General features: G+C 60.1%; 28 protein-coding genes. 14 read left to right on the forward strand and 14 right to left on the reverse strand.

From position 1 onward, the window contains the following. Positions 1-2: 2 nt before the first annotated feature. Complete coding sequence (locus RLEG4DRAFT_RS07885) at positions 3-908, reverse strand: dihydrodipicolinate synthase family protein (RefSeq protein ID WP_003576710.1); 906 nt, start codon at positions 906-908, stop codon at positions 3-5. Between the two features lie 321 nt (positions 909-1229). Between RLEG4DRAFT_RS07885 and RLEG4DRAFT_RS07890 the strand changes: the two genes are divergently transcribed. The 7 genes from RLEG4DRAFT_RS07890 (at position 1230) to RLEG4DRAFT_RS07920 (ending at position 8763) form a co-directional block, all read left to right on the forward strand. Then, a complete protein-coding gene (locus RLEG4DRAFT_RS07890) occupies positions 1230-2867 on the forward strand; it encodes an ABC transporter substrate-binding protein (RefSeq protein WP_003576712.1) in 1638 nt (545 codons plus the stop codon). A 137-nt stretch (positions 2868-3004) separates the two neighbouring features. Further along, complete coding sequence (locus RLEG4DRAFT_RS07895) at positions 3005-3961, forward strand: ABC transporter permease (protein ID WP_003576714.1); 957 nt, start codon at positions 3005-3007, stop codon at positions 3959-3961. Positions 3962-3963: 2 nt separating this feature from the next. Beyond that, a complete protein-coding gene (locus RLEG4DRAFT_RS07900) occupies positions 3964-4923 on the forward strand; it encodes an ABC transporter permease (protein ID WP_003576716.1) in 960 nt (319 codons plus the stop codon). Beyond that, positions 4920-5927 carry an ABC transporter ATP-binding protein gene (locus RLEG4DRAFT_RS07905; protein ID WP_003576718.1) on the forward strand — a complete coding sequence of 336 codons (1008 nt, stop codon included), beginning with the start codon at positions 4920-4922 and terminating at the stop codon, positions 5925-5927. The genes RLEG4DRAFT_RS07900 and RLEG4DRAFT_RS07905 overlap by 4 nt, the downstream gene beginning before the upstream one ends. Next, a complete protein-coding gene (locus RLEG4DRAFT_RS07910) occupies positions 5927-6919 on the forward strand; it encodes an ABC transporter ATP-binding protein (RefSeq protein WP_037093342.1) in 993 nt (330 codons plus the stop codon). Before RLEG4DRAFT_RS07905 ends, RLEG4DRAFT_RS07910 begins: the two co-directional genes overlap by 1 nt. Continuing rightward, a complete protein-coding gene (locus tag RLEG4DRAFT_RS07915; RefSeq protein WP_003576722.1) occupies positions 6916-7977 on the forward strand; it encodes a four-carbon acid sugar kinase family protein in 1062 nt (353 codons plus the stop codon). The genes RLEG4DRAFT_RS07910 and RLEG4DRAFT_RS07915 overlap by 4 nt, the downstream gene beginning before the upstream one ends. A gap of 21 nt (positions 7978-7998) precedes the next feature. Next, positions 7999-8763 (forward strand): FadR/GntR family transcriptional regulator, encoded by a 765-nt coding sequence (locus tag RLEG4DRAFT_RS07920; RefSeq protein WP_003576724.1) that lies wholly within the window; start codon positions 7999-8001, stop codon positions 8761-8763. Positions 8764-8855: 92 nt separating this feature from the next. Here RLEG4DRAFT_RS07920 and RLEG4DRAFT_RS07925 read toward each other — a convergent pair whose 3' ends face one another. The 4 genes from RLEG4DRAFT_RS07925 to RLEG4DRAFT_RS07940 all read right to left on the reverse strand — a co-directional run bounded on the left by RLEG4DRAFT_RS07925 (position 8856) and on the right by RLEG4DRAFT_RS07940 (position 11570). Continuing rightward, entirely contained in the window at positions 8856-9149 is a 294-nt protein-coding gene (locus RLEG4DRAFT_RS07925) for a hypothetical protein (RefSeq protein WP_003576726.1), read from the reverse strand. A 140-nt stretch (positions 9150-9289) separates the two neighbouring features. Beyond that, positions 9290-9817: a DUF4142 domain-containing protein gene (locus RLEG4DRAFT_RS07930; protein ID WP_003576728.1), complete on the reverse strand. Its 528-nt coding sequence runs from the start codon at positions 9815-9817 to the stop codon at positions 9290-9292. 60 nt (positions 9818-9877) lie between these two features. After that, complete coding sequence (locus RLEG4DRAFT_RS07935; RefSeq protein WP_003576729.1) at positions 9878-10330, reverse strand: DUF421 domain-containing protein; 453 nt, start codon at positions 10328-10330, stop codon at positions 9878-9880. A 10-nt stretch (positions 10331-10340) separates the two neighbouring features. Continuing rightward, positions 10341-11570, reverse strand: coding sequence for a protein-L-isoaspartate(D-aspartate) O-methyltransferase (locus RLEG4DRAFT_RS07940; protein ID WP_003576730.1), 1230 nt, complete (start codon positions 11568-11570; stop codon positions 10341-10343). Between the two features lie 171 nt (positions 11571-11741). Here RLEG4DRAFT_RS07940 and RLEG4DRAFT_RS07945 point away from each other — a divergent pair, with 171 nt between their 5' ends. The 3 genes from RLEG4DRAFT_RS07945 to RLEG4DRAFT_RS07955 all read left to right on the forward strand — a co-directional run bounded on the left by RLEG4DRAFT_RS07945 (position 11742) and on the right by RLEG4DRAFT_RS07955 (position 13000). Then, the gene (locus RLEG4DRAFT_RS07945) at positions 11742-11987 is read left to right on the forward strand and encodes a hypothetical protein (RefSeq protein WP_003576731.1); all 246 of its coding nucleotides are present in this window, start codon (positions 11742-11744) and stop codon (positions 11985-11987) included. Between the two features lie 55 nt (positions 11988-12042). Further along, entirely contained in the window at positions 12043-12309 is a 267-nt protein-coding gene (locus RLEG4DRAFT_RS07950) for a hypothetical protein (protein WP_003576733.1), read from the forward strand. 424 nt (positions 12310-12733) lie between these two features. After that, the gene (locus RLEG4DRAFT_RS07955) at positions 12734-13000 is read left to right on the forward strand and encodes a DUF2277 domain-containing protein (RefSeq protein ID WP_003576735.1); all 267 of its coding nucleotides are present in this window, start codon (positions 12734-12736) and stop codon (positions 12998-13000) included. Between the two features lie 310 nt (positions 13001-13310). On the opposite strand, the gene RLEG4DRAFT_RS07960 is transcribed toward RLEG4DRAFT_RS07955, so the two are convergent. Both RLEG4DRAFT_RS07960 and RLEG4DRAFT_RS07965 read right to left on the reverse strand, forming a co-directional pair. Beyond that, on the reverse strand, positions 13311-13799 hold the full coding sequence (locus RLEG4DRAFT_RS07960) for a cupin (RefSeq protein ID WP_037093471.1): 489 nt from the start codon (positions 13797-13799) through the stop codon (positions 13311-13313). Between the two features lie 65 nt (positions 13800-13864). Continuing rightward, positions 13865-15034 (reverse strand): zinc-dependent alcohol dehydrogenase, encoded by a 1170-nt coding sequence (locus RLEG4DRAFT_RS07965; RefSeq protein ID WP_003576739.1) that lies wholly within the window; start codon positions 15032-15034, stop codon positions 13865-13867. Positions 15035-15304: 270 nt separating this feature from the next. Between RLEG4DRAFT_RS07965 and RLEG4DRAFT_RS41110 the strand changes: the two genes are divergently transcribed. From RLEG4DRAFT_RS41110 to RLEG4DRAFT_RS07985, 4 genes are all read left to right on the forward strand, one after another. After that, positions 15305-15706: a hypothetical protein gene (locus RLEG4DRAFT_RS41110; RefSeq protein ID WP_210161324.1), complete on the forward strand. Its 402-nt coding sequence runs from the start codon at positions 15305-15307 to the stop codon at positions 15704-15706. Beyond that, positions 15700-16617: a c-type cytochrome gene (locus RLEG4DRAFT_RS07975; RefSeq protein WP_003576740.1), complete on the forward strand. Its 918-nt coding sequence runs from the start codon at positions 15700-15702 to the stop codon at positions 16615-16617. Before RLEG4DRAFT_RS41110 ends, RLEG4DRAFT_RS07975 begins: the two co-directional genes overlap by 7 nt. A 121-nt stretch (positions 16618-16738) precedes the next feature. Then, the gene (locus tag RLEG4DRAFT_RS07980; protein ID WP_003576742.1) at positions 16739-17920 is read left to right on the forward strand and encodes a helix-turn-helix domain-containing protein; all 1182 of its coding nucleotides are present in this window, start codon (positions 16739-16741) and stop codon (positions 17918-17920) included. A 352-nt stretch (positions 17921-18272) separates the two neighbouring features. Continuing rightward, positions 18273-18668 carry a response regulator gene (locus RLEG4DRAFT_RS07985; protein WP_003576745.1) on the forward strand — a complete coding sequence of 132 codons (396 nt, stop codon included), beginning with the start codon at positions 18273-18275 and terminating at the stop codon, positions 18666-18668. Positions 18669-18737: 69 nt separating this feature from the next. Here RLEG4DRAFT_RS07985 and RLEG4DRAFT_RS07990 read toward each other — a convergent pair whose 3' ends face one another. Genes RLEG4DRAFT_RS07990 through RLEG4DRAFT_RS08020 form a run of 7 tightly spaced genes read right to left on the reverse strand, consistent with a single transcriptional unit; the run spans position 18738 to position 26529 of the window. Then, a complete protein-coding gene (locus RLEG4DRAFT_RS07990; RefSeq protein ID WP_003576747.1) occupies positions 18738-19160 on the reverse strand; it encodes a c-type cytochrome in 423 nt (140 codons plus the stop codon). Next, positions 19135-20037 carry a cytochrome c oxidase assembly protein gene (locus tag RLEG4DRAFT_RS07995; RefSeq protein ID WP_003576748.1) on the reverse strand — a complete coding sequence of 301 codons (903 nt, stop codon included), beginning with the start codon at positions 20035-20037 and terminating at the stop codon, positions 19135-19137. Before RLEG4DRAFT_RS07995 ends, RLEG4DRAFT_RS07990 begins: the two co-directional genes overlap by 26 nt. Next, positions 20034-20636: a cytochrome c oxidase subunit 3 gene (locus RLEG4DRAFT_RS08000; protein ID WP_003576750.1), complete on the reverse strand. Its 603-nt coding sequence runs from the start codon at positions 20634-20636 to the stop codon at positions 20034-20036. The genes RLEG4DRAFT_RS07995 and RLEG4DRAFT_RS08000 overlap by 4 nt, the downstream gene beginning before the upstream one ends. Beyond that, a complete protein-coding gene (gene ctaD / locus RLEG4DRAFT_RS08005; protein WP_003576752.1) occupies positions 20633-22546 on the reverse strand; it encodes a cytochrome c oxidase subunit I in 1914 nt (637 codons plus the stop codon). The genes RLEG4DRAFT_RS08000 and ctaD overlap by 4 nt, the downstream gene beginning before the upstream one ends. Continuing rightward, positions 22543-23523, reverse strand: coding sequence for a cytochrome c oxidase subunit II (gene coxB, locus RLEG4DRAFT_RS08010; RefSeq protein WP_003576754.1), 981 nt, complete (start codon positions 23521-23523; stop codon positions 22543-22545). The genes ctaD and coxB overlap by 4 nt, the downstream gene beginning before the upstream one ends. Further along, positions 23520-24116, reverse strand: a complete 597-nt coding sequence (locus RLEG4DRAFT_RS08015) for a c-type cytochrome (RefSeq protein ID WP_003576756.1) — start codon at positions 24114-24116, stop codon at positions 23520-23522. Before RLEG4DRAFT_RS08015 ends, coxB begins: the two co-directional genes overlap by 4 nt. A 16-nt stretch (positions 24117-24132) precedes the next feature. Further along, complete coding sequence (locus tag RLEG4DRAFT_RS08020; RefSeq protein WP_003576758.1) at positions 24133-26529, reverse strand: FdhF/YdeP family oxidoreductase; 2397 nt, start codon at positions 26527-26529, stop codon at positions 24133-24135. Position 26530 lies beyond the last annotated feature (1 nt).

Here is a 26530-nt window from a genome sequence, read left to right on the forward strand (position 1 = left end):
CCTCAAGGCAGCTTGGCATAGCTTTCGGCAAGTGCGGCGTAATCCGCCTCGCCGAGCGGCATCAGCGGTGCGCGCGTGCGCTTCCAGGCGGGGTTGCCGGTCTTCAATCCGACCATTGCCTTGATGGTCGGGATCTGGACGTAGGAGTTGGAAAGCGTGCGATAGGCGTTGATACGCGCCTGTGCCGCCTCGACATCGCCAGCGCGCGCCTCATCATGGACATGGTCGTAAACTGTGCGCAGCGAATCCGCCACCAGATTGGAAGTGGCGGTGATGCAGCCAGCGCCGCCGGCCTTCATCAGCGGCAGCAGCAGCGGGTCGGCGCCGGCCAGCACCGAAAAGCCGGGATAGGCGGCGATGATTGCCTGCATGTTGTTGAAATCGCCGGCCGATTCCTTGATGCCGACCACCGTTTCCGGAAAGGCTGCAATCAGCCGGCCGATCAGCGGGATGGACAGTGGAACGCCCGAGACCTGCGGGATATGATAGAGGATCACCTTCAGGCGAGTGTCGGCGACCTTTTCCAGCACTTGCGAATAGGCGGCAAAGAGGCCGTCGTCGGAGACGCCCTTGTAATAGAAGGGCGGCAGCATAACCACCTTGGTGACACCGAGCGACAGCGCGTGCCGGGTCAGTTCCACGGTCTCCGGAATGGCGACGACGCCGGTGCCCGGCAGAAGCCTGTCGGCGGGAATGCCGGCCCTCACAGCCGCTTCCAGAATGGCGCGGCGCTCAGTGCCGGAGAAGGAATTGGCCTCGCCCGTCGTGCCGAGCAGCGCCACGCCATGGCATCCCTCGGCCAGCAACTGCCGGCAATGGTCGGTGAAAAGGACGAAATCAGGCGTATTGTCCGCCGTCAGCGGCGTTGCGGCCGCGCTGAAAACGCCTGTGATCCTATGTTGGCTCATTCCGCCCTCCTCGGCGCGTCGGTCTGCCGATCCATGTTTGAACCGCCCCGCTGCGCATGAATTCTCATCCGTCTGCCGCTATGAAGTGCCAAGAACTTCCATTGCAGGTCTTTTGTCAAGAAGACAAAATGCTGTGACGCGAAGGTGGAAATTTAACTAGTTGATATTATTTGATTATTTTTGCGACGAAATTTTGTTCGAACTAAAACAGTGATTTTTTGTTGACATATTTACAATAACGAGGGAACCATAAGGAACGGATTGTGCTGCGCCTGGCAGGTGCGGGGAGAGCGCTGCCGAATTCACCGTGGGAGGAATGCCATGTCTTTTGATCAATCTGAGAAAACCAATTTATCGCGCCGCAATGCGCTGAAGCTCGGTCTTGCGGCCGGCGTCGGCCTGACCGTATTCGGGATGAATGCCCGCATCGTGATGGCTGATGAGGGCCAGGTCCTGAAAGTCGCACATCCGGCCTTCGACCAGGACTGGTCACCGCTGCGCGGCGGCGGCAGGACATTCCGCTGGAATTCGATCTGGTGGGCCTCACCGATGTATTTCGATAGCGAAGGCAATATCAAGCCCTACGTCTTCACCAGCTGGGAATCGGCCGACAATACCGTCTGGACATTCAAGATCGATCCCAAGGCGGTTTTCTCAGACGGCAGTAAGATCACCTCGGCCGACGTCAAGGGATCGTGGGAAGTCTCCTCGATGCCGAACACCAAGAACCAGCGCGCCGACCAGGTGCTGAGCAAGGTCAAGGGTTATGCCGAAATCGCCGCGGGTTCCGGCAATGAGTTGACCGGTGTCGCAGCACCCGACGAGGGGACGGTGGTCGTGACGCTTGCCGCCGCCGATCCGATCTTCTTCATGCGCCTTGCAAACCACATCGCGCCGATCACCAAGGCGGCGCAGTCGCGCGGCAGCGACGGCGAGGAGATCGTCGACTGGTACAAGCCTGAGAACAAGCCGGTCTTCTCCGGTCCGTTCAAGCTGGCGAGCATCGATATCGATGCCGGCAAGCTCTCTTTCGAGCCGAATGAAAAATTCTTCGGGCCCAAGCCGAAGCTTGCGCGCATCGACATCACCTCGATCGAGGACAATGTGACGGCGACGTCCCTGATCAAATCCGGCGAGTTCAACGCTCACACCGAGCTGATCACCTCGACGATCATCCAGGATCTCGGTCCGGAATTCTCGGCCGGCCCGCTGATCCCGACCAGCCAGCATTTCTGGTTCAATATCTCCCGCGCGCCGATGGACGATCCGAAGGTTCGCCAGGCACTGATCATGGCGGTCGACCGCGACGGCCTGTTCAAGGCGTCCTATCCGGATGGGCCGCACAAGAAGGCCGACCAGATCCTCAACGCAGTTCCAGGTGCCGAAAATTCCGGTTTCGAGCCATATCCCTTTGATCCGGCGGCCGCCAAGAAGCTGCTTTCTGAATCCACCTATGGGGGGCCTGAGCGCCTGCCGAAGATCCTGTTCGTCGGTATCTCGGGACCGGCCATTCAGGCCGCCGCCCAGTTCATCGCCGAGCAGTGGCGCCAGAATCTCGGCATAACAGCCGTCGACATGAAGCCGCAGCAGGACGCCTATGCCGGTCCGGATCAGAATTCCGTCCAGATCTTCCGCGACGACGTCGGCACCCGTGTTCCTGATGCCGTGTCCTATCTCGCGGGCTCCATCGCCTCGACCTCGTCGAACGCTCAAAACAAGCTCGGCGGATACAAGAACGACAAGGTCGACAGCGCCCTTGCCGAAGCGACGACCAAAGCTGCGGATGATCCGCAGCGCGTTGCTCTCGCCCAGCAAGCCCAGAAGGCGTTCCGCGACGATTGGGCGTTCATCCCGTGGTATTCTCAGGCGATGTCGCGCTGGGCCACCAAGGAGGTCAAGGGCCTGGACAAGAACCTCGACTGGCAGGTCGTCGAGCCCTGGAACATTTCCATCGGTTGATCCGGGGAAGGTCGTTCCAATTGCCAATAAGCGCGCGGAGGCTGCAAGGCCTTCGCGCAAGTTTCAAGAAGAAGAGATGCGATCTGCCGGGCTTCTGAGAGAGGCGGACCGCATCGAACAACAGGTGAGAGGTGGCCATGCTGCGCTACGTGCTAACCCGGTTTGTCATCTGGATTCCGTCCGTCCTTGTGGTGATGCTGGCCGTCTATGCGCTGGCCTTCTATGGCGCCGGCGATCCGATAAAACTCATTTTCCTGCGCGCGCCGGGCGATGTCGCCTATAATCCGCAGCGCATCGAAGCCATCCGCGAAAGCGCCGGCCTCAACAGACCCTTCATCGAGCAGTTCGGTCTTTACATCTGGAACCTGCTGCACGGCCGGTTCGGCAATTCGCTGACCTCGGGCCGCGCCGTCTGGGCGATGGTCTCGGCCGCTGCCCCCGTCTCCTTTCAGCTCGCCCTCTGTTCCATCATCCTGACGACCGTCGTCGCGATCCCGCTCGGCATGATCGCCGCGCTGAACCAGAATTCCCGGCTCGACTACGCCATTCTGGGGTCGGCGCTTTTCCTCTGGGCGATCCCGGCCTATGTTGCAGGTCCCTTGCTGATGGTCGGCCTGATCGTACTGCTACCGGGCGCAAGCGTACCCTATGGCTGGGGCGGCATTTTCGATGTGCGGATCCTGCTGCCGCTGCTCGTGCTTTCCTTCCAGCCGATCGCGCTGATCGTGCGCCAGACCCGTGCGGCCGTCATCGAGGTGCTATCGGAGGATTTCGTGCGGACCGCACGCGCCAAGGGCGTGCCCGAGATCATCGTGGCGCTCCGCCATATCCTGAGGCCGGTGCTGACGCCTGTCGTGACCCAGCTCGGTCTGATCATGATCACCATCGTCAATGGCGCGATCTTCGTCGAACTGGTTTTCGGCCTGCCTGGCCTCGGCCGCCTGACGGTGCAGGCGCTGATCAATTCCGATTATCCGGTCATTCTGGCGATTACGCTGATCGGGTCGTTCCTGGTGATGGTGTCGAACCTTTTGGTCGACGTGCTTTATCCGCTGCTCGATCCGCGCGCCAATGATGCAAGACGGAGCCGCTGACCATGTCCGCAATTCCTCTTTCCACCCCTGAAACCATCGAGGAACAGCCGGTCAGCCTGTGGCGTGATGCCTGGTATCGGTTGAAGCGCAACAAGCTCGCCATCTTCGGGCTCGTCGTCGTGCTGATCCTCGCCTTCACGGCAATCTTCGGGCCTTACCTGACGCCTTACGACTATCTGAGCCAGGATCTCAACGCCCGCAACGCGCTGCCGTCGATGAGCCATCTCTTCGGAACCGACGACCTTGGCCGCGATGTCTTCAGCCGCGTGGTCTTCGGCACGCGGACCGCCTTTCTCGTCGCCGTCATCGTCACCTTCTTCGCGGTGCTGATCGGCCTCACGCTCGGTGCCGTGGCCGGCTTCTTCGGCAATCCCTTCGACCGCATCATCATGTGGCTGACCGACGTGACGATGTCGGTTCCGAACCTTCTGCTCGTCGTCGTCATCAATGCATCGCTGAAAACGCCGATCACCCGATGGATGGAGGCGCGTTACCTCGAGACCCTCAATCCCTTCTACCGACAGACGATATGGGTGGATTTCATCCTCGTCTTCGGATCGATGGCGCTGATCTCCTGGCCGCCCTATGCCCGCCTGGTGCGCGCCCAGGTGCTGTCGATCCGCAGCCGGCCCTATATCACCGCGGCACAGGCGCTCGGCCTGTCGAACTGGGTCATCATCAAGCGGTATGTCGTGCCGAATGCGCTCGGGCCGCTGATCGTCTCGGTCAGCGCCGGTCTCGGCACGGCGATGGTGCTGGAAAGCGCCTTCAGCTTTCTGGGCGTCGGCGTCAATCCGCCGACACCGAGCTGGGGCAACATGATTTCGGACGGCCTTCGCGTCTGGCAGCATTATCCGCATCTTCTCGCCGCTCCGGCGGCGGTGCTCGGCCTTGCCTCGGTTGCCTTCAGCTTCCTCGGCGACGGCCTCAACGACGCGCTCAATCCGCGGGGCAACAAATGATCGACACGCAAAACACCGAACGCCTGCTCGATGTCAGGGGCCTCACCGTCGAGATCGACGGCCGCAACGGCCCCGCCGTCGTCGTCGACGGCATCGATCTCCATGTCGACAGGGGCGAGACGCTGGGTATCGTCGGCGAATCCGGCTGCGGCAAAAGCCTCACCATGCTGAGCCTGATGCGGCTGCTGCCGAACAAGATCAAGGTCACCAAGGGAACGGCAACCTTCAATGGTCGCGACCTGCAGACGATGTCGAATGCCGAACTGCGCAAGGTGCGCGGCGGCGATATCGGCTTCGTCTTCCAGGATCCGATGACCTCGCTCAATCCCGTCATGCGGGTCGGCGCCCAGATCTGCGAGCCGCTGATCTATCACCGCGGGATGAAAAAGGCAGAAGCGCGCGCCCGCGCTGTCGAGCTTCTGCGCCTCGTCGGCATTCCAGGCCCGGAAGAGCGGCTGCAGGCCTTTCCGCACGAACTATCAGGCGGCATGCGCCAGCGGGTGATGATCGCCATCGGTCTTGCCTGCAATCCGAAACTGCTGATCGCCGATGAGCCGACGACGGCGCTCGACGTCACCATCCAGGCCCAGATCGTCGATCTGGTGAAGCATCTCAGAACCAAGCTCGGCATGTCGGTCGTCTGGATCACCCACGACCTGGCGTTGATCGCCGGCCTCGTCGATCGCGTCGCCGTTCTCTATGCCGGTATGGTCGTCGAAGACGCGCCGGTCGATGATCTCTATGCCCGTCCGAGCCATCCCTATACACGCGGTCTGCTCTCCTCGATCCCGAAACTATCAGATCCGCCGGCAAGCCGGCTGAGCTCGATCGGCGGCACGCCGCCGGAGCCCGGCCGCCGGCCGAAGGGCTGCCCGTTTGCACCACGCTGCCCATTGGTTGAAGCGATCTGTCACGAGAACGTGCCGCAGCTTGAACCTTTGAGCGGCAGCAGCAATCACCGCGCCGCCTGTTTCGTCGTCCAGAGAATGCAGGAGGCGGCATGATGGGTGCTCAACCGCTGCTCAAGATCGAAAACCTGGTCAAGCATTTCCACGTCAAGCTCGGCGCCTTCGGTGAGCGCTCGGCGACCGTCTATGCGCTCGACAATGTCAACCTCGATATCATGGAAGGCGAGACGCTGAGCCTCGTCGGCGAATCCGGCTGCGGCAAATCGACGACCGGCTTCACCATCCTCAATCTCTACAAGGCGACCAGCGGCAAGGTCGTCTACAAGGGCCAGGATCTGGCCACGCTCGACGAAAAGCAGATGCGGCCGTTCCGCCGCGACCTGCAGATCGTCTTCCAGGATCCCTATTCGACGCTCAATCCGCGCATGACGGTGGGCGAGGCGATCGGCGAGCCGATCCTCTTCCACAAGCTCTGCGCAAAAACTGAACTCAAGGACCGGGTGGCCGCGCTGCTGACCGATGTCGGCTTGTCGACCCGCTTTGCCCAGCGTTACCCGCATGAGCTTTCCGGCGGCCAGCGCCAGCGCGTCGTTATTGCCCGCGCACTCGCCTGCCAGCCGAAATTCATCGTCTGCGACGAGGCGATCTCGGCGCTCGACGTGTCGATTCAGGCGCAGATCATCAACCTGCTCCTCGATCTGCAGGAAAAATACGGGCTGACCTATCTCTTCATCGCTCATGATCTGGCGGTGGTGCGACACATCAGCACCCGCGTCGGCGTCATGTATCTCGGGCGGCTCGCCGAACTTGCCAGCCGTGAGGAACTCTTCGACAATCCGCTGCATCCCTATACCAGGGCGCTTCTGTCGGCCGTTCCGGAGACCGATCCGGAGCATGAGCGCACCCGGCAGCGGCAGATCCTGCAGGGCGACGTGCCGAGCCCCCTGAACCCACCGTCGGGCTGCCGTTTCCACACGCGCTGCCCGATCGCCATGGATGTCTGCAGCAAGGTCATCCCGGAGTGGAAAACGGCCAAACCCGGCCATCTTGTCGCCTGCCACGCCGTGAATACGGAGCAGATCGCATGACGCTGAAGGCCGCGATCATCGCCGATGACCTGACGGGTGCGCTCGATACCGGCACGCCATTCGTCACGGCCGGCCTTTCGGTTGCGGTCGCCGTTAGTGTCGAGGCGACGCGGGATGCGATCGCCACCGGCTGCGATGTCGTCGTCGTCAACACCGCTTCGCGCGCGCTGAACGAGCGCGAGGCTGCCGAAAGGATTCGACTGGCTGTGGAAATGCTTGGCGGCGCGAAGCCCGCCATCGTCATGAAGAAGATCGACTCCCGGCTGAAGGGCAATGTCGCTGCGGAAAGCCTGGCACTGGCAGGTGCGCTCGGCCTGAAGAACATTCTTGTCGCGCCTGCCATTCCCGATCAGGAGCGCCTGACCTACCGCGGCTGCGTCGTCGGCCGCGGTGTCGACAGGCCGTTGCCGATCGCCGATCTTTTCACGGGCGTGGACAATGTTGCCGTCGCGGATGCCGAAGACGATACCGATCTCGATCAAATCGTCGAGGGTCATGTCTGGCGGACGACGCTTGGGGTCGGTGCGCGCGGCCTTGGTGCTGCATTCGCCCGTCGGCTCGGTGAAACAGGGGGGCGGACGGTAACTGAATTTACGCCAACCCGGCGCACGCTGTTTGCCTTCGGCTCGCGCGATCCGATCACCTCAGCCCAGATGAACCGGCTCGAAGCCTCGGGCGCCTTACGTATGGTGGTGGATGCGCCGATGGGCGAGATCGAATGCGGAGAGGGCCTGGCGCTGCCGGTGCTGTTGCGCTGCAGCGGCGACATGGCAGCCGATGCGGCGCTCGTCGCCGTTGATTTTGCCGCGGGCGTCAAAAGGGTGATCGACGATACCAGGCCCGATATGCTGATGGTCGGCGGCGGTGATACCGCGCTTGCGGTTTTCCGTGCATTGGGGGTGAGGGTGCTCACGCCAAAGGGCGAGATCGAGGCCGGCATTCCATGGTTCGACGTTGCGGCCGAAGGCGGACGGCATTTTCGGTGCGCCGTCAAGTCGGGGGGCTTCGGGAACCCGGATAGTTTGTTAAAACTGGTTCTTCGGAATCAGGCGGCATAAGATACCGCCGGGGAGAATGACGTGGTTGAAGTGAATGGCGAATCTTTGAACGCGGAAGCCGGCCCGCCGGGCAAGCCCGAACGCGGCAAGGCCGTCAAGCTGGTCGACCGCGTCTTCGACCAACTGCTCGAGCGTATCCGCGGCGGCAACTATCCGCCGGATTCACGCCTTCCCGGCGAACATGAGCTTGCTTCGATGCTGGGTGTTTCGAGGCCGATCGTCCGCGACGCGCTGGCGCGCCTGCGCGATCAGGGCATGGTCTATGCCCGCCAAGGTGCCGGCACCTTCGTCAGTGCGCATGGGTCGCCAACGACACAGCTGGCCTATTCGCCTGTTAAGACCATTGCCGACATTCAGCGCTGCTACGAATTCCGCCTGACCATCGAGCCGGCCGCCGCCTATTTTGCAGCCAAGCGCCGCAATGAGCAGGCGATCCAGAAGATCGCCAGCGCGCTTGCCGATCTGCGCGAGGCGACCAGCCATCAGCTTCACCGCACGGATGCCGATTTCATCTTTCACCGCGCGGTCACGGAGGCTGCCAACAATCATTATTACACGGCCTCGATCGATGCGCTGAAAGCCCATATCGCCGTCGGTATGCATCTCCATGGCCTTTCCCTGCTTGGCCCACGGCAGGGGCTGGAACAGGTCTATGAAGAGCATAACGCCATCTACAAGGCGATCGCCGATGGCCAGGCTGACGATGCGCAAAGGCTGATGAAGGCGCATCTCGAAGGCTCCCGTGACCGTCTGTTCGAAGGCAGGGCACTCGACCTTTCCTTCTGACCGCTTCCCGAGGAGCTATGCGCGCGACCTCACGGATCGCGCTGAAACTCAAACCATGGGATGCAACAGTGGCCGAGGAGCCGCCACAGACGTCACAGCCGGTCGATAGCCGTTGACCTGACGACGATCTCGTCTTGCTTAAAACGGATCTGCAACGCCTTTCGATAGGATCTCCACCATTCGCGGTCGATATCGTCCGCCATCACTTCGACGACAACGATACGGTCTTCCTCGATGGCGCCGCCATCGTTCCAAAGGCCCTCCGCCGGGGCGTTGGTAAAAAGGGTCGCGCCTCCGAACTTGTCGGTCAGCTCGCTGCGGACCGCATCGAACCGACTATGGGCGTCGTCCGTTAGCGGGAGTAGGATCTCGATCAAGAAAGCCATGTCGCTGCTTTCGTTCGCGTTCGAACCGAGTTTGGATCGGACGGTTTCCCGGCGACAAGAGATACCGACACTGAGTTCGGAACGCGATGCCGGGCCCTGCTACCTCGGCATCGCGGCTTCGAAACCGAGGCGCTGTCGTTCTATTTGTTGAGATCCTTGGCCATCTGAAGATGATGTTCCAGTGCGGGCCGGGTGCTTGCTGCCCATGCCTTCAGCTGGGGATCGTCCCCTTCGTCGCCGTAGCGCTTGAAGAGATCGACGGCGTCTTCATGGGCGGATTCCTGGTCGGAATGATATTGCTTGTTAAAATCGGCTCCCTGCAGGCCGTTCAGCTTGTCGAGCATGCTCTGCTGAGCCGACGTCATGGCCCCCGGAAGGGTCGCTTTGACCTTGCCGCCGGAGACCAGTGCCTTCAACTCCTCGCTGGTCTTCTGATGGTCGGTGACCATCTGCTGGGCAAAGGCCTTGGTCGCATCGTCGCCGCGCTCGACAGCGAGCTTGCTGGAGGCGATTTCGAACATATCGCTGGTGGCTGCTTCCTTGACGAAATCCTCGGTTTTCGGCGGGACGCCCATCAGGGAATTGACACCGGTCTTTTCGGCCGCGGATTGGGCGAAGGCCGGGACGGCAAGCGAGAGGGCGAGCGAGGCGATAACAAGGCGTTTCATGGGGATCTCCTGGGTTGATCGTCCGCTAACTCCAGGACAGGCTGAGAGTTCCCCTTTTTGTCAGCCGGATTTCTGCTTCTTGATGATGCTGATGTTGCCGCTCACTTCGACGATGGCAAATTTTATCTCCGTCACGCTCTCGATGCCCTCCTGGCTTCGAGCCGCTTGCATGACATCTTCCTTCTGCAGGCGGGCTCCTTTGAGCGCGCCTTCGTCGTAGACGCCATCCGTCACCAGGACGGTCGGAACGCCATCGATGATATGAGCTGCGCGAGGCCACCACCGCTTCACATAGGAGAGGCCGATGTCGGTCGTAAACAGCGTCAGGATCAGAATGACGGCGTTGGTCAGAGAGAAGTCGTCGCCAAGCATTGCCTGCTGCGTGGTTTCGGAGATCACCAGCACGATGACCAGGTCGAAAGGCGTCATCTGGGCCAACGTCCGCCTTCCCGAGAGACGGATGATCAGGAGAAGCGTGAAATAGATTGCCAGTCCGCGTAAAACTGCATCCACGGCGACGCCCTCATGGAAAAATGAAAGTGGATTGCGCGCGGGTCTCACCGCCGATGCCGATGGTGGTGCGGCAAAGGCCGGGGAGCTGCGTCTGCAGACGAAACACGATCTGCGTCGCCCTTGCCGGATCGCTGTGGAATACGTAGCCTATCCGCCCCTCCCGGGCGAAGGTCGCCTTCTGAGGCGGATCGATGCCTTGAACCGAAAAGGTTTGAAGAAAGGCGGCATCGATTGTGAAGACCCGGTCCTCGGGCGAAGGCGCAAAGTTCACTGTCAGATTTTCGGGAGCATTCCATCGGGAGATGAGGGGAAAGTCCACGGCGCCTTCGGGAAACAAGACAGTTTGCCGCGAAAACGGACCGCCTCTTCCAAGGAGACCCAGCAAGCAGGTGGCCAGAAGTAGCGTGAACATGATCCAGGACAGACGTTGCACTGCCCAGAACTTTCTCTGGAACCCGTCATGATCGAGCACGCCTTCTGGCAGGGCAGGCAAATTTTGCGCTTTTTCCATGACCTCTCCGTCGGTGTTTGGCAGAGAACTCGGGCCGGACGCAACGGTTCCCCGCGACGGGGCGGCCTCTGTGTACATCGAATGTGCAGCAGTCCAGGCGGCTTCGCCGATCAAGGGAACGAAGACCACTCCCCCGAGATCTTCTTCCTCGAACGTAGTAGCTCCGGTGCGGGTAACGCGTATCAGGCGCTGCGTATCGCCATGGCCGACCGGGATGATAAGCCGCCCCCCGACGTCCAGCTGCTCCTTCAACGCGGGAGGAACCTCAGGTGCCGCCGCAGAGACGATAATGGCATCGAACGGAGCTGCGTTTGCCCAGCCCTTGCTGCCGTCGCCAATTCGGACGTCGATGTTATGATATCCGAGCGTTTCGAACCGTTCCCGGGCCCGAAGCGCCAACCGCTCATGGCGCTCAATGGAATAGACGTGCTTGACGATCAGGCTGATGAGAGCAGAAGCATAGCCGGAGCCCGTTCCGACCTCGAGCACTTTGTCGCCGGCTTTCAGATCGGCCTTTTCGAGCATCAGGGCCACAATGAACGGCTGCGAAATCGTTTGGCCCTCGCCGATCGACAGCGGCGCATCCTCATAGGCGAATTCCTCGAAGCCTAGAGCGACGAATTTTTCGCGAGGCACCGTGCGCATCGCCTCGATGACGCTTCGATCGCCAATGCCACGTCGCGTCAGCTGATGCTCAACCATGCGATCTCGGATGCCCGTCATATCCATGGATCGGTTCCATTGTCGGCGGTTGTAGCTTGGCTTATGGGCCGGGCAGTGGAAAACAAGGGGAGAGCCTCGTCATTCCGATCGTTGCCGGTCTCCATTTGGGAACTTAGTGTGAAGAGCGAAGTTCGACAGGCATATGCAAACAGAAAATACCATTCACCTGAGGCGTCAGTGTCCACGAACCCACTCATCAACGAACCCGTCGAAGACCTTTCTTCCCGCCTCGGGGCGATGACCGACGACGAAGTGTTCGCGACCATGACCGAGTTGGAAAAGGCCAGCGACGCTGCCGGGGACGACGCGGCAGAAGAGATCCTTGCCCGGATTGCTTTGACCGAAAGCGAGATCGAGCGGCGCTATCCAGGCGAACTGCTCGCGCCCTATCGCAATTGGAAGCAACGACAGCCGCTGCTCTGAGGACTTCGCCACGGACGATCTTCCGCCGACTACGAAACAGAGATTGGAGGTTTCAATGAGCAGTTCCGAGACGACGACGGACCACAAGGTGATCCAGAAATGGGCGGAGAAAAGGGACGGTAAACCGGCGGTGATCCGCGCCGGCGGTAAAGGCGGCGGCGTGTTGCGCATCGATTTCGGAGAAAAGGAAGAGGAGTTCGACGAGATCGGCTGGGACGAATTCTTCAAGATCTTCGACGACAACAAGCTGGCTTTTCTCTACCAGGACAAGACCAAGGACGGAAAGACGAGCCGTTTCAACAAATTCGTCGAGCGCAGTTAACCGCTGGACGCGGCTGTAGAGATCCGATCGCCGCGGCGCCGTCGCTTTCTCTCCTTATCCCGCGCGTCATAGCCGATCCCTGCGATGTCGTCGGCTTCGTCTTCCCTGCCAGCCGATCGCCATGCCCATGAAATCGAGCGGGATGGCGCCGGATCATGGCGTCGCGCCCGTCGGCGCTTTCACGACGCTTCTCCTCGCCAGCCGTCGATGGCGCCTCAACCTCAGCTATGAAGAAATGCTCCGTCAAGAGAGCGACATCAAAGTGTCGCGGGATTTATCGCTCGGAAGGACGAGAGGACCGTGTTTCCGACCGCCCCGATGCGGATGGGCCGTGTCGAAACGTTTGTAAATCACGCTCCCGCGACTACCTTATGTGAAGTTCCCTTCTCTCCGCAGGAGAGAGGAGACGAACCGGGAGCAAGTCATGTGCAGAAATATCAAGCCTCTCTTCAATTTCGATCCGCCAGCGACGCACGTGGAGATTCATGACGCGGCGCTTCAATTCGTGCGCAAGTTGAGCGGAACCACTAAGCCGTCGAAACGCAATGAGGCGGCGTTTGACCAGGCGGTTATCTCAATCGCCAAGTGCGCCCACGAGCTGCTCAGTTCGCTTGAGACCTCCCAACCTCCTCGTGATCGAGAGGAAGTTGCCGCAAAGGCGCGCGCGAGAACAGCGATCCGCTTCGCGTAAGAGCTCCGGCTTACCCTGCCGCATAGCCCGAGCAGATGAGGGCTGCGCTTCAACGTCCTTCGGTCGTTAACGGTCCACCGTTTTGCGTTTTGAACGAGAGCATATAAAGCCCGCTGTGCACCCAGCGCCCTCGCTCTGGTCCCGACTTCCCGTAGAATGGCTGACGAGAAAACGCCCGCATGAAAGCGCCGCGTCGATTGTCTGCCTGACGTCCATGGTTCTGGCCTTTAGGGAGCTTCAAGGCAGATAAGGCGTCGAAACGAACTTTGGTCAAATGCATCCGAGCGGGGATCGAGCGGCGGCTGGAGGACTACCGCCATTTCTCGATGAGAAATCCCGACAGGCCCTGAACGGGATCGCTGTGGGGTATAGGTACGGACGAGATTTTCACCAGCATTTCGCTTGAAGCAGCCGAGGTCTGAATGTCGGCTTGCTGTCCCTTAGGATAAGCGCCGACCACCTGGAAGTCCGAAGTGCACCCGAGATTTTGGTGCCCCGTTCCGGCTGGAAGCACCAGACAGTCTCCCGCCGCGACCTTTAGTGCTTGACCGCCGGGACCGCCGATCAGCAGGGTGGCGGTACCAACTGAAATTCCAAGCACCTCATGGGCGCCGGAATGGTAGTGCTGATAATCGAATACACCGTTTGTCCAGATGCCTGTCCAACCGTTGGCTGCGAAGCGACTTTTAAAATCAGTTGCTTCACCGTCGGCAAAAAGCCCCCTGTAAACCACTACAGGAAGACGCTGATTGTTCGGAACCCAATCACTCGGCTCGAACATTATCGTCTCGGCGTTCATGTTGAATGCGCCGGTGATGACGGCGAGGCCTTTGCCCGATTGACTGTGCGCCATGACGCGTCTCCTTACGGTTTCAAAACGACCTTGATGCATCCGTCCTGCTTATCTCGAAAGGTCTTGTAGAGAGCCGGACCGTCTTCGAGCGTACCGCGATGGGTGATGACGAAGGAGGGATCGATTTCCCCCGTTTGAATGCGCTCCAGCAGTATCGGCAGGTAATGCTGGACCGGCGTCTGGGCCATCTTGAAGGTCAGGCCGCGATTTATCGCCGAGCCCATTGGGATCTTGTCCAGGAAACCACCATAAACTCCGACGATCGAGACCGTGCCGAAATTGCGGCAGCAATGGATGGCCTGGCGCAACACGTGCGGACGGTCGGTTCCCATGAACATCGCGACCTTGATGCGGTCGAGGCGCGAATCCCAGCTGGCAGCCGCCTCTGCTTCGGTCCCGACGGCATCGATGCAGGCGTCGGCGCCACGACCGTCGGTCAAATCCATGATCTGGTCGTAGATATCCTTGTCCATGAAATCGAGCGGTATGGCGCCGGCCGCTTTCGCGAGCGCCATGCGCTCAGGCACGGCATCGATGGCAATCACCCGCGCGGCACCGAGCAGGAAAGCCGAACGAATGGCCATCTGGCCGACCGGTCCGCAGCCCCAGATCGCGATCGTATCGCCCGGCTGGATGTTGCAAAACTCCGCGGCCATGTAGCCGGTCGGGAAAATATCCGACAGGAAGAGCACTTGCTCGTCGGAAAGCCCGTCAGGCACCTTGATCGGTCCGACGTCGGCATAGGGCACTCGCAGATATTCCGCCTGCCCGCCGGCATAACCGCCGAGCAGATGTGAATAGCCGAAAAGGCCGGCCGGTGAATTGCCCCATAATTTGGCGACTTTCGCGCGATCAGGGTTGGAGCGTTCGCACCCCGAATAGAAGCCGCGCTTGCAAAAGAAACATTCGCCGCAGGAGATGGTAAAGGGGACGACGACGCGATCACCAACCTTGAGCTTGGTATTGTCCTTGCCGACCTCTACAACCTCGCCCATGGTCTCGTGGCCCATGACGTCGCCGCTGTGCATCTCCGGCATAACGCCGTCGTAAAGATGCAGATCCGATCCGCAGATTGCGCAGGCGGTAACCTTGATGATGGCGTCTCGCCCGTCCTCAATGCGAGGATCCGGGACGCTGTCGCAACGGATATCATGCTTGCCATGCCAGGTAAGGGCTCTCACAATGGTTTCTCCTCAGCAATCCTCAACGGCGCCCCAACCCCAGCTTTCCGCAAAAGTTCCAATGGGGAAGGTGGCGTGCCGGATCAAAGAGGTGCACGCCAACTGGCAGCCTCGACGAGTTGGATATTGCGACCATTGCCGTCGACGGATGCCTGCTGCTGCGAAGCCCTAAAGCTGCTGGCGGCCGGAACATTCACGGTCGTCCGTTGTTTGGCGACGTGGTTTCGCGTTGAAAAGTAACCTTCCCTTGGGCATTGATTGGAGAATGCCGTGCACAGACGAGCGAAGATCTCGGCCGGCGCCAACGGCAGGCCGGGACACGAGACACAAGAAAACGGTCCTGATGATGGTGATCGTTTGGTTGAGCTGCAGGCTGTGGAAATCCAACGCGCGAAAACAAGGCTGTTGGTGCGTTGGCGCGACGTACTGAACGACAAGCTGGATGAGATCGGTCTTGTGCAACGGGGACTGTCTCGCCACCACCGGAAGCCGACAGAACCGCAAGGCGCGGGCGCACAAGGTGCCGGTCGAGGCGCGCAGGTCCGGCTCTTTGGTGGAGGCTCTATTCTGCGCGAGACCTTTACTTTTGCCGCGGCGGACGGGGCCCGTCTATCGTCGAGCCTCCGCCAGCTCGAAAGGATCTTTCAACAACCTGCTGGTTCGAAATGCTGAAAGGTACTGTCCGGCTATTTTCGATTACCATTGCCGCCGTCGTGGTAGTCTCTTCGGTGACTTGGCTGGTGACAAGGCCCCACCCGCCGTTCGCTGCCGGAGATCCGAGGCTGACTCCGGGCGATGTTGAGCGCGGCCGGCTGGTATTTGCCGCGGGCGGTTGCGCGTCGTGCCATGCCTCTCCCGGCCAGTCGGATCGCCTGAAACTAGGGGGCGATCTCGCCTTAGCCTCGCCTTACGGAACGTTCAGGACTCCCAATATTTCGCCCGACCGCCAAGCCGGCATAGGCTCGTGGTCGGTGGTCGACCTGGCCAACGCGCTGATTGCAGGCGTGTCGCCGGAAGGGCAGCATTATTATCCAGTCTTTCCCTACGCGAGCTATACCGGAATGACACTCGACGACGTAAAGGATCTCTACGCCTTTCTGCATACGCTCGAGCCGGTCGCCGATCGACCGCAACCGCATGACATCAACCTGTTGTTCCGCATCCGGCGGTTCGTCGGCCTCTGGAAGTTTCTGTTCTTTTACGAGGGCCAGTCCGAGGGGATGCTCAACGTAAATCCCGAGCATCATCGAGGCGCTTATCTTGTCGAGGTACTCGGCCATTGCGCCGAATGCCATGCCTCCCGCAACGTCTTTGGGGCGATAAAGCCGAAAACACGGCTCGCGGGCGGGGTAAGCTCGGAAGGTGTCGGCTTCAACCCGAATATCACGCCGGCGGGTATCGGCTCCTGGTCGGAGAATGATATCGTGGAGATGCTGAAAAGCGGCAAAACGCGGGATCATGGTTATGTCGGCTGGTCGATGGCGGATGTCGTCAAAAATACGGCCGAACTTCCTGAGGAGGACCGTATTGCCATCGCTCGATACCTAAAGTCGCTGCCGCCGCGCCCGACACCCCATCCCTAGCTTCTTATGGCTATCGAAACCAAGGAATGGGGGCCCTCGATGATGCTGTGGGGGTCGCGTTGGAACCGGTGGATAAGCCAAACGTTTCCTAATGGAACAGAAATCTCGGGACGCAAATGGCATGAATACGGCTTTTAACAAGCCCGCGCCAAGGGTGGCCCTGGTCGTCGAGGACGATTACCTCCTGGCCAGCGACCTTGCGTCAAAGCTGTCGGAAGTCGGAGTGAAAGTCATCGGGCCGGCATCCAACGTTCCGCAAGCGCTGAAGTATATTGAAGATTTTTCCCAAATCGACGTCGCCATCTTGGATATCAATCTCAGTGGAACGATGGTGTTCCCGGTCGCCGATGAGCTATCAAGGCGCAATATTCCGTTTTTCTTTGCAACGGGCTATAGCCGGGACGTCGTTCCGCCCCGTTTCGCCGATCGGATTTTCGTGCAAAAGCCGCTGGATGACGGCGCGATCTACGGAGCGCTTTCCCAATGCCGGGGTCGAGCGGAAAGGGCATCGGCCGACCATGAAAATCTCATTCTTTCCGCGCTTTCGCCCCGCGAGCACGACCTCCTCCAGCCGCATCTGAAATCGGTTCGACTGGTACAAGGCGATATCCTCGAGCATCAGTTTGGAGAGATTACGGCAGTCTCCTTTGTCGAAACCGGAATTGTATCTTTGGTCGCCGTATCTCTCGATGGCTCACAGGCAGAAGCGGGCCTGATTGGGCGGGAAGGGATGACGGGAACCGGATTGCTCGACGGAGATTGGCGCACGCCTTACAAACTGGTTGTACAGATCGAAGGAACCGCTCAGCGCATCGACGTCGACAGGCTCCTTCGTCTTATGCAGAGAGCGCCGCAATTGCGCTCTCTTGCATCATCGTTTTCGAGGTCGCTCGCAATTCAGATCAGTTATACGGCCTTGGCCAACGGGCGGTATTCGATAGAGCAAAGGCTGGCGCGTTGGCTTCTTATGCTCAATGATCGCGTCGGCGGCAAAGTGCTGCACATCACCCACCAATATATGTCTTTCATGCTGGGCGTGCGACGTCCGGGCGTGACGGGAGCACTTCACGTCCTGGAAGGTGAGAAGCTCATCAGATCCACGCGAGGAACGGTCGTGGTGCTCGATCGGGACGGCCTCATTCTGAAGGCCCATGGTTCTTACGGCATCCCGGAGGCGGAATACGAGCGTTTGATGGGTTTTTCCTTGCGCGCCCGGAGCATCGAGATCAGCACGGCCGATCGTTCTTCACTTTTGGAGCCGCGCAATTCCAGGGACGATAGTAAAGCCGTTAATTCTCCGTAAACGGTCAACACCTCGTCGCAGCATTTAATCCAGCCGAGGGTCGCAACTTTTGCCTTTAGCGATAGTTCGAGAGGCAAAGGAGCCAGATCATGCATAAACCTCTCGCGCTCGCTCAACGTTGTATCAGCTGGCGCGGCTAGCATGATAGCGCATTTGAGCGAAGCCATCACCCCCAACCGAATATTGTCGCTGGTTTTGGAGTTCGGCCTGTCAACCTGGGTCTAACACCGACGGGGCGCGGAACGATGGATTCCAATTCGTTTGGCCGGCGGCTATGGGTGTTGTGCGGTGACAGCGGCCTGATGCATCCGGTGACTTAAAGCCCAATGACGCCCGCCTCGAAAGGTGCCCGGTGAAAAAAAGCGATCAAACGAGACTGTTTTCTGGAAAGCACATCCTGATCGTTGAAGACGAGTACTTCCTCGCCGATGAGACCCGCCGTAAGCTTGAGGATCTCGGGGCGATCGTCATCGGCCCAACGTCAAGCGCTCGCCGTGCCCTCGAGCTTCTCGACCACGAACACGTCGACGCGGCAATCCTCGACGTTTCTCTTGGCGACCAGCTTTTGTTGGCCCTTGCCGATGGACTGGATGCCAGAGATATCAATTTCGTCTTTGCCACTCGCTACGACCCCACCCTCATCCCCGTCAGGTACAAGGGATTTGTGCTCTGCGAAAAACTGTCCAGTCTCGGGCAGATCGCCCTTGCTCTTTTTGGCCCGGAAGATGGTTTGGAGCGGCTCAACTGATCGACGGCCCGACCCGTTGGCGCCGCGTGGACCATTGGGGCCTCCGATAACGGGAAAACCGGACGCGCATCAATGAGCGTAGAGATAAGCCGCCAAGTCCCGCGCTTCCTTTTCCGATATTCCGGTGGCCGGCATTGCGGTCTTGGGAGAATAGGCCTGGGGGGCGACGATCCAGCCGACGAGATTGTCGGCGGAGTTGTTGAGGACGCCGGCGATATAGACCCGCTCGCGCAGACCGGAAAGATCGCCGCCAACCTTGCCGTCGGCACCTTCGATGCCCGGAATTGTATGACATCCACTGCATCCATATCGGCGAAAGATTACCGCCGCGCGGGATGGGTTACCTTTCGTCATGGCGATCGCACTGGCTTGCCTTTCGGACCGCCCACGATAGAAGTCTGTCAATGCCAATGCCGCCGTCAGGCTGAGCGCACAGGCGCCGACGACGACGAAGGGGCGAAGGGAGTTACGGGGCGACGATGCGGGTTCCACTTGCGCCTCCCTTGCCTGAATCCCTGATCCAGAGAGCGGTCAACGCCAGCGCGACGGCGGCATAGATGACCCCTGCAGGCACCCACATCACCAGGCCTGCCATCTGCTGGTCTTCGAGCGGTAACAGCCCCCAATCCCCTGAGACTCGCGTCTGCAATCCGTAGAGCACGTTCGGCGAAAGTGCGATCAAGGCGCCGAGAATGCTCATATGCAGCATGGTCACGAAGAGATGCAAGGCAGCAAGTCCCCTGTTGGTCTTCCAGAAGACCGACCACCAGAACAGGATGGCGGTCGAAAAAAAGCAAAGATGCTGCAGGCGATGCAGGGACGTGTATTCGACAGCGGCGTCGAAGAGCACGGGTGCGTGCCATGCCCAGATCGCCATGCCGTGCAGCAGTGTAGTGATGGTGCCGTTGCTGAGAAACGCCCAGGTCCTGCGCACACCGTTTGCGGCAAGGGCCCCTCCTGTCCGACGCCTGATGGTCTTCGGAAGGCCCCAGAGCAGCACCGCCGACGGGCGCGCCAACACGAGAAGCGGTGCGGAAACCGCCATGACAAGTTCGTGCTCGATCATATGGACGGTAAAAAGCTGTTCCCCCAACCAATGCAGCGGCGAGACAAGGGCGCTGGCAAGGACGAGCCACCCGGTCCAGAAGGTCAAGCTCCGGCGCGCGAAGGCAACACGGCTTGCAGCTGATCGCGGTCGGAAGCGAATATTGCCGCAGCCATAGAGGATTGCGATGAGACCGAGCGGCACAAGTATCCAGGGATCGGCCGTCCATGGAAGGGAAGTCAAATGGGCATGGTGATCATGCGCCACCGCCGGGTTGCTCCTTGCAATGGCCAGAAGAAAGACGAGCGCGTTTCCTGTTTTCATAGCCGCGGCACCCAATAGATGCATCCGTAAAGGGGAAGCCAGGCAAGCACGACAAAGTTCCAGTAGAGCGCGTTGTCCTCGACGTCGCCGTATCGCCGCGCATTGTCTCCGTGTTTTGAAAACATCACGCAGGCAAGGACGACGGTATCAACGAGATCGGTGACGATATGGGTCGTATGCAGGCCGAGCATGGTCCAGACGATGGATCCATACGCGTCGTCGTCCCAACCTATGTGAAGGCCAGGAAATTCGAAGGCGCGGGGTATAAGCGGAAGGACCCCCAAAATGGTCATGACGATCAGGCCCGCCCGCACCTTGCGAAGGTCCCGCTGCTTCGCCCATCGCGAGACCAGCATGTTCGGCACAACGCTGGCAAGAAGCAAAACAGTCAGGATGGTGCCGGCAAGAAGGTCCGGAGGAGGGGCTTCAATCGGCCACCGCGGCGCCAGGCTCATCAGATAGAAGTAGACGGCGATCGCCAGAGCAAATCCCGTGCCTTCGATAAGCATGAAGGCGCTGGTACCCCAAAAGGTCAGGCTGGCACTGCCCATCCCATGCGGGGGAAGTTTCGACAGATCCAGCGCTATGCGTTCCTTCACGATTCGTCCTCCGGCGTATGCTTCGGCCAGAACCATCCGGTCAACGTAATCGCCACTGGTATCGCTCCCCAGATGACCGCCCAGGGGCTGAAGATCGAGGCGATCAACATGATGCTTGTGGCGATGGCTGCCAGAAACGGCCATATGGAATCGGCGGGCGAAGATTCCCTGGCTTCAGGATCGCCTGATGTGACGGTGCTGACGATGAGTTCGCGCCGGTCAAGCCGCAATCCCGTTGCGACCGGCAACGTCTCGCCCGACGTCCAGAGCGGCTCCCGGGACTCGACCACGGGAATATGCCGGAAATTATAGGGAGGCGGGGGCGAGGCCATCGCCCATTCCAATGTCGACGCGTTCCAAGGATTCGAGCCGGCTGGTGGGCCGTGCCGGAAACTGCGCAGGACATCGATGAAGAACACCAGGAAGCCGGCGGCGAGGATGACCGCGCTGAGGCTGACAAACAGGTTCAAGCCCGCCCAGGGCAGTTCTGGCGGATAGGTGTAGACGCGCCGCGGCATGCCTTGCAAGCCGAGGATGTGCATCGGGAAAAAGGTGAGGTGGAAGCCGGTGAAGATCAGCCCGAAAGCCCAGCGGCCGAGCCTCTCGCTCATCATCCGGCCGGTCATCTTCGGAAACCAGTAGTAGATCGCGCCGATGAGCGGGAAGACGGAACCGCCGATCAGCACGTAGTGAAAATGGGCCACCACGAAATAGGTGTCGTGGACCTGGGTATCGAACGGTACCGATGCGACCATGACGCCGGTCAGCCCGCCGATGACGAAGGTAATGAGGAAGCCGATGATGAAAAGCATCGGCGTCTTGAAGACGGGGCGTCCATCCCAAAGCGTTGCCAGCCAGCAGAAAATCTGCGTTCCGGCAGGAATAGCGATTGCCATGCTTGATGCGGTGAAGAAGCTGCTGCCCAAGCGCGGTAGGCCCGCCACGAACATGTGGTGCACCCACAGGCCGAATGCGAGAATACCGGTTGCAATCATCGCCAGCACCAGCGGCAAATAGCCGAAGGTCGGGCGCTGCGTGAATGTGGAGATCATGGCGGAGACCATGCCGACGGCAGGCAGGAAGATGATATAGACTTCCGGGTGCCCGAAAAACCAGAACAGATGCTGCCAGAGGAGGGCATCGCCGCCTTCTGCAGGGTTGAAAAATTGCGTGCCGACCAGGCGATCGAGAATGAGCGATGAACTGGCGAGCATGATCGCCGGCATTGCCATGATGACCAGAAAGGCGGTGATCAGCATCGACCAGACGAAGATCGGGATACGGTCGAGCGACATGCCAGGGGCTCGAAGCTTGAAGACGGTTACGACGATTTCGACGGCAACGGCAAGGGCAGAAACCTCGGTGAAGGTTATCATCTGGGCCCAGATGTCTACACGCTTGCCGGCCCCATATTGCGGGCCGGAAAGCGGCACGTAAGCGAACCATCCGACATCGGGCGCGCTATCAAGAGCAAGCGAGATCCACAGAACCAACCCTCCGGCGACAAACATCCAGTAGGAGAAGGCGTTCAGCCTGGGAAAGGCGATGTTGCGGGTTCCCACCATCAGGGGAACGAGATAGACCGCCATCGCCTCCATCACCGGCACGGCGAAGAGGAACATCATGTTGCTCCCATGCACGGTAAAGATCTGGTTATATCGGTCCGCGCTGATAAAGCGCGCCTCCGGGAAGGCGAGCTGCAAACGCATCGCGAGCGCCAGCATGCCGCCGAGCATCAGGAAGACGAAGGCTGTGGCGATGTAGCGACGGCCGATGATCTTGTGATCGACCGTGGAGAACGCCCCGAGCAGCCCGGATGGCGTCGACCAGGTGCGACGCAGAAAGCCCTCGGCCTTTTCGTCGCCGGCAGCCAGATCAGCGGGGGAGGGAGTTTTACCGTGCCATGTCATTGGAGCTCCCTCATATAGGCACTCAATTGGCGCAGCTCTTCGCTGGTGACGGGGACCAACGGCATGTTGTTCCCGGGCTTCAGCGTTTGCGGATCGGCGATCCATGCGGCAACTGAGCCCCGCGTATTTTCGAGCAGTCCCGCGCCGATCGTGCTTCGGCTGCCGACATGGGTGAGATCCGGGCCTGTGGTGCCAGATGCTTCGGTGCCGCGGATCGTGTGGCATGCGGCGCAGGGCTTGCTCATGAAGACCAGCTTCCCGGCGGCCGCATCGCCATCTACTGGTGCGGCTGCGGCACCCCTTTGCGCTTCCAGCCATCGGGCGTAGTCCTCCGGCGCTTCGGCGACAACCAGCAATGCCATGTGGCTATGCTGCAAGCCGCAGAATTCCGCACACTGCCCGCGGTAGACGCCGGGCCTGCTGGCATGAAGCGTCAGCGCATTTTCGCGTCCGGGCACCAGATCCTGTTTCCCGGTGAGGTTGGGCACCCAAAAGGAATGGATGACGTCACTTGCCTCCAGCCGCAGGCGGACGTCAGCCCCGACTGGGATATGCAGCTCGTTGGCCGTCTGGAAGGTCTTTGCAGGGTTGGCATCGAGATAGGTGAACTGCCACCACCATTGCTGGCCCCGAACGACGATCATCGCAGGATTGGCCTTCGCGCGATCGAGGCTCGCCGTTGCGTAAAAGCTGGCGGCGGTCAGGAAGGTTATGACGGCGAAAGTCGCAACGACTGCGCCGGCTACGACCCTGCCCATGGAACGCTCGGTCTGGAGCCCGCCGGGGGGCCGCGTCGCCCGACGAAGCAGAGCCCATGTCATGACGCCCATGACCAGTACGAAGACGATGCCGCAGACAGCGACGAAAAGAAATATGAGGTTTTCCAGGGCCAAAGCGGACGGCCCGTTCGCATCGAGCGCCGATTGCGGACCCGCACAACCGGAAAGAAACAGGATACATGCCAGGGCGACTTTCAAGGCTGGACACCTCGATCGGAGCGGACGCCGGCCGGTCCGACCTGGAAAAGACCTGCGGCGGGTGCGCGGTTTTCCGCCGGCCGCGTATGCTTGTCGTCGTTCCGGCTGGGCGCTGTATAGGGAGCGGAATAAGCGCCGATCGACCTCACATAGCCGGCAAGCTGCCAGATCTGGTCGCTCGTCATGTTGTTTTTGTAAGACGGCATGCCGTGAGGCCGCCCGTCCCGAATGGATGCCACGACCGATACCATTTCGGAGCCATAGAACCACCAGCCGTCGAGGAAGGATGGACCTGTTCCACCGCGTCCATCTCCATGACAAGTAGGACAGCCGAACCAGGAATAAAGGCGCTTGCCCTGGCTCAAGTCATAAGCCGTCGTCTCATAGGGTTTGCTGAGCGCGAAATAGACATCCGGCGGCGTGCCGCCGATGCGGTCGGGCAGCAGGCGGAACTGGTCGAGCGCTGAAGTGACCGGCGGATCGGCCCGGTATTGGCGTGGATGTCTTGCCCATCCGAGGGCGACCCCGATCAGCGACATGCAGAGGAGCAGCGTTCCTGCCGCAAGCCAACTGAAATGTCTGGTCGCGCTCATTGTCGTCGCCCTTGGATTAGGATGGCGCGCCCGTGGGGCTGAGGCTCACCGGCAACAGCTTGTAGGATGGGGTCTTGGCTTTGGCGTCGTGATGGGCGAGCGGAAAGAGTGGGTTCGCCTCTGGGTAATAGGCAGCGCAACATCCCTTGGGCATGTCGTGCCGTGCGATCCTGAAGCCCGTGACACGGCGCGTCGTGGCGAAATCGATGGCAGTCGTCAGATCGACGAAGTCGCCGTCCTTAAAGCCCAGCCGCTCGATATCCTCCTCGTTCATGAAGACGACTTTCCTGGTGCCGTCCACGCCGCGGTAGCGATCGCCATAGCCGTAGATTGTCGTGTTGAACTGATCGTTCGAGCGCAGTGTCGCAAGATTGAGTACCTCGCCGGCGGCTGGGTCGATGTCGAACTCCGGAAAGAGCCGCGGCGGCGTTATGAAATTGGCCTTCTTGTTGGAGGTCGCCCATTTGCGCTGCCGTGCCGGGACTGGTCTTGGAATGCCGCCAGGCTGGAACAGACGCTTGTTGAAATCCCTGAAGGTTTCAGGGTAGGTCCCTTCGATCGCATCGCGGATTTTCGAATAGTCGCCGACCCATTCATCCCAGGGCACACGGCCATTTGTCAGCGTCGCCTTGGCAAGGCCTGCGATGATCGCGGGCTCTGACAGGAGTTCCTTGCTGGCGGGCTTTGCCCTTCCGCGTGATCCGTGGAAATGGGCCACCGAGCTTTCGATCGACACGGCTTGCGGACCGCTTGCCTGTTCATCGATTTCGAGGCGGCCGAGACAGGGTAGGAGATAGGCAATCTCGCCATGGATGACATGGCTGCGGTTGAGCTTCGTGGCGATCTGAACGCTCAGTCGCAGCTTCCGCCATGCTTCTTCCATCGCGTCAGTTTCCGGGATGGCGCGCAGGAAATTGCCGCCGAGGCTGATAAAAGCCTTGGCTTCGCCTTCCATGATCGCCTTGCAGGTATCGACCGTCGAGCGGCCCTCCCAGGTCGGCGGCTCGAACTGATAGAGCTCCGACAACTTGCCGAGCGGCGCCAGGCCCGGCTTTTCGGTTATTCCGACCGTGCGTTGGCCCTGAACGTTCGAGTGACCTCGCACGGCACAGATATTGGCGCCGGGTTTGCCGATATTTCCCCGCAAAAGAGCGAGATTGACAACCATATGAACATTATGAACACCCATCACATGCTGGGTCAGCCCCATGCCGTAGATCATCAGGACGGATTCCGCCTTGGCATACGTGTCTGCGGCCTGGGTCATCTGTTGGCGGGTCAGACCCGAAACCCGCTCCAGTTCGGCCCAGTCATGTCGGCGCGCGGCATTGGCAAATTCCTCAAAGCCCGCCGTGTGGGTCTGGATGAAATCGTGGTCCAGCACATGCCTCCTGTCGGCCGCCGCCATCGAGGCGGCGAAGGCGACCATTGCAGCATTCGATGGATCTTTGGGCACGGCATCACTCCCCGCGACCTTGCTCGTTCCAGATGCCTTCAGCGCATCGTCAGCTTCGATCAGCGCCTTGCACACGCCGAAGAGTGCAGCAATGTCGCCACCGTTCCTGACCTGATAATACTCCGATGAGATCGGTGTCGAGCGGCCGGTCAGCATTTGGCTCGGCAGTTGCGGATTGATGAAATGTTCAAGACCGGGTTCGCGCAACGGATTGAAGGTGACGATCTTCACGCCCCTGTCGACGGCATCTTGCAGGTCGTGAAGCATCCGCGGCGAAGAGGTGTTGACGTTCTGGGCCATATAGAAAATGCAATCGCAATTTTCGAAATCGGAAAGTATAGCGGTGCCGACGGAAGAGCCGATACTTTCCGGGAGAGCTACCGACGAGCTTTCGTGGCACATGTTGGAGGAGTCGGGCAGATTGTTGCTGCCGAAGATGCGGGCAAAGAGCTGATACATATAAGCGGTTTCGAGAGACGCGCGGCCGGAGGTATAAAAATCGACCTGCTGCGGAGGGGTGGCTCGTAGCTCCCTGCCGATTTCCTCGAAGGCTTCGTCCCAGCTGACCGGTTCGTACTTATCGGTCGCGCTGTTCCAGCGCATCGGGTGAGTGAGACGGCCCTGCTCTTCGAGATCGTGATCGCTCCACTCTTCCAGTTCATGCAGCGTATGGCCTGAAAAAAATGCGCGGTCTGCACGGCGGGTGGTGATTTCCCAGGCGGTCGCCTTTGCGCCGTTCTCGCAAAATTCCATCGGATGGGGTTTGGCAGGCTTGGCCCAGGCGCAGCTGACGCACATATAGCCGTCAGCCTTGTTTTGATGGGCAAGTAGTGAGGGCCCGGACCCCGGTACGTGCTCGCGCAGAAGAATTTCTCCGAGCGCTCTCGCAGCGCCCCATCCGCCCGCTACATGGCTGCCTTCACCGATTTTCGGATTTTTTCTCGATCTAGCTGACATT

The organism is Rhizobium leguminosarum bv. trifolii WSM2297, assembly GCF_000271845.1.

Excerpts from the sequence above, each read along its gene's own strand:
- RLEG4DRAFT_RS07885 (WP_003576710.1), bottom strand. The coding sequence starts at position 908 with ATGAGCCAACATAGGATCACAGGCGTTTTCAGCGCGGCCGCAACGCCG.
- RLEG4DRAFT_RS07890 (WP_003576712.1), top strand. The coding sequence starts at position 1,230 with ATGTCTTTTGATCAATCTGAGAAAACCAATTTATCGCGCCGCAATGCG.
- RLEG4DRAFT_RS07895 (WP_003576714.1), top strand. The coding sequence starts at position 3,005 with ATGCTGCGCTACGTGCTAACCCGGTTTGTCATCTGGATTCCGTCCGTC.
- RLEG4DRAFT_RS07900 (WP_003576716.1), top strand. The coding sequence starts at position 3,964 with ATGTCCGCAATTCCTCTTTCCACCCCTGAAACCATCGAGGAACAGCCG.
- RLEG4DRAFT_RS07905 (WP_003576718.1), top strand. The coding sequence starts at position 4,920 with ATGATCGACACGCAAAACACCGAACGCCTGCTCGATGTCAGGGGCCTC.
- RLEG4DRAFT_RS07910 (WP_037093342.1), top strand. The coding sequence starts at position 5,927 with ATGGGTGCTCAACCGCTGCTCAAGATCGAAAACCTGGTCAAGCATTTC.
- RLEG4DRAFT_RS07915 (WP_003576722.1), top strand. The coding sequence starts at position 6,916 with ATGACGCTGAAGGCCGCGATCATCGCCGATGACCTGACGGGTGCGCTC.
- RLEG4DRAFT_RS07925 (WP_003576726.1), bottom strand. The coding sequence starts at position 9,149 with ATGGCTTTCTTGATCGAGATCCTACTCCCGCTAACGGACGACGCCCAT.
- RLEG4DRAFT_RS07930 (WP_003576728.1), bottom strand. The coding sequence starts at position 9,817 with ATGAAACGCCTTGTTATCGCCTCGCTCGCCCTCTCGCTTGCCGTCCCG.
- RLEG4DRAFT_RS07940 (WP_003576730.1), bottom strand. The coding sequence starts at position 11,570 with ATGGATATGACGGGCATCCGAGATCGCATGGTTGAGCATCAGCTGACG.
- RLEG4DRAFT_RS07950 (WP_003576733.1), top strand. The coding sequence starts at position 12,043 with ATGAGCAGTTCCGAGACGACGACGGACCACAAGGTGATCCAGAAATGG.
- RLEG4DRAFT_RS07955 (WP_003576735.1), top strand. The coding sequence starts at position 12,734 with ATGTGCAGAAATATCAAGCCTCTCTTCAATTTCGATCCGCCAGCGACG.
- RLEG4DRAFT_RS07960 (WP_037093471.1), bottom strand. The coding sequence starts at position 13,799 with ATGAACGCCGAGACGATAATGTTCGAGCCGAGTGATTGGGTTCCGAAC.
- RLEG4DRAFT_RS07975 (WP_003576740.1), top strand. The coding sequence starts at position 15,700 with ATGCTGAAAGGTACTGTCCGGCTATTTTCGATTACCATTGCCGCCGTC.
- RLEG4DRAFT_RS07980 (WP_003576742.1), top strand. The coding sequence starts at position 16,739 with ATGAATACGGCTTTTAACAAGCCCGCGCCAAGGGTGGCCCTGGTCGTC.
- RLEG4DRAFT_RS07995 (WP_003576748.1), bottom strand. The coding sequence starts at position 20,037 with ATGAAAACAGGAAACGCGCTCGTCTTTCTTCTGGCCATTGCAAGGAGC.
- ctaD (WP_003576752.1), bottom strand. The coding sequence starts at position 22,546 with ATGACATGGCACGGTAAAACTCCCTCCCCCGCTGATCTGGCTGCCGGC.
- RLEG4DRAFT_RS08015 (WP_003576756.1), bottom strand. The coding sequence starts at position 24,116 with ATGAGCGCGACCAGACATTTCAGTTGGCTTGCGGCAGGAACGCTGCTC.
- RLEG4DRAFT_RS08020 (WP_003576758.1), bottom strand. The coding sequence starts at position 26,529 with ATGTCAGCTAGATCGAGAAAAAATCCGAAAATCGGTGAAGGCAGCCAT.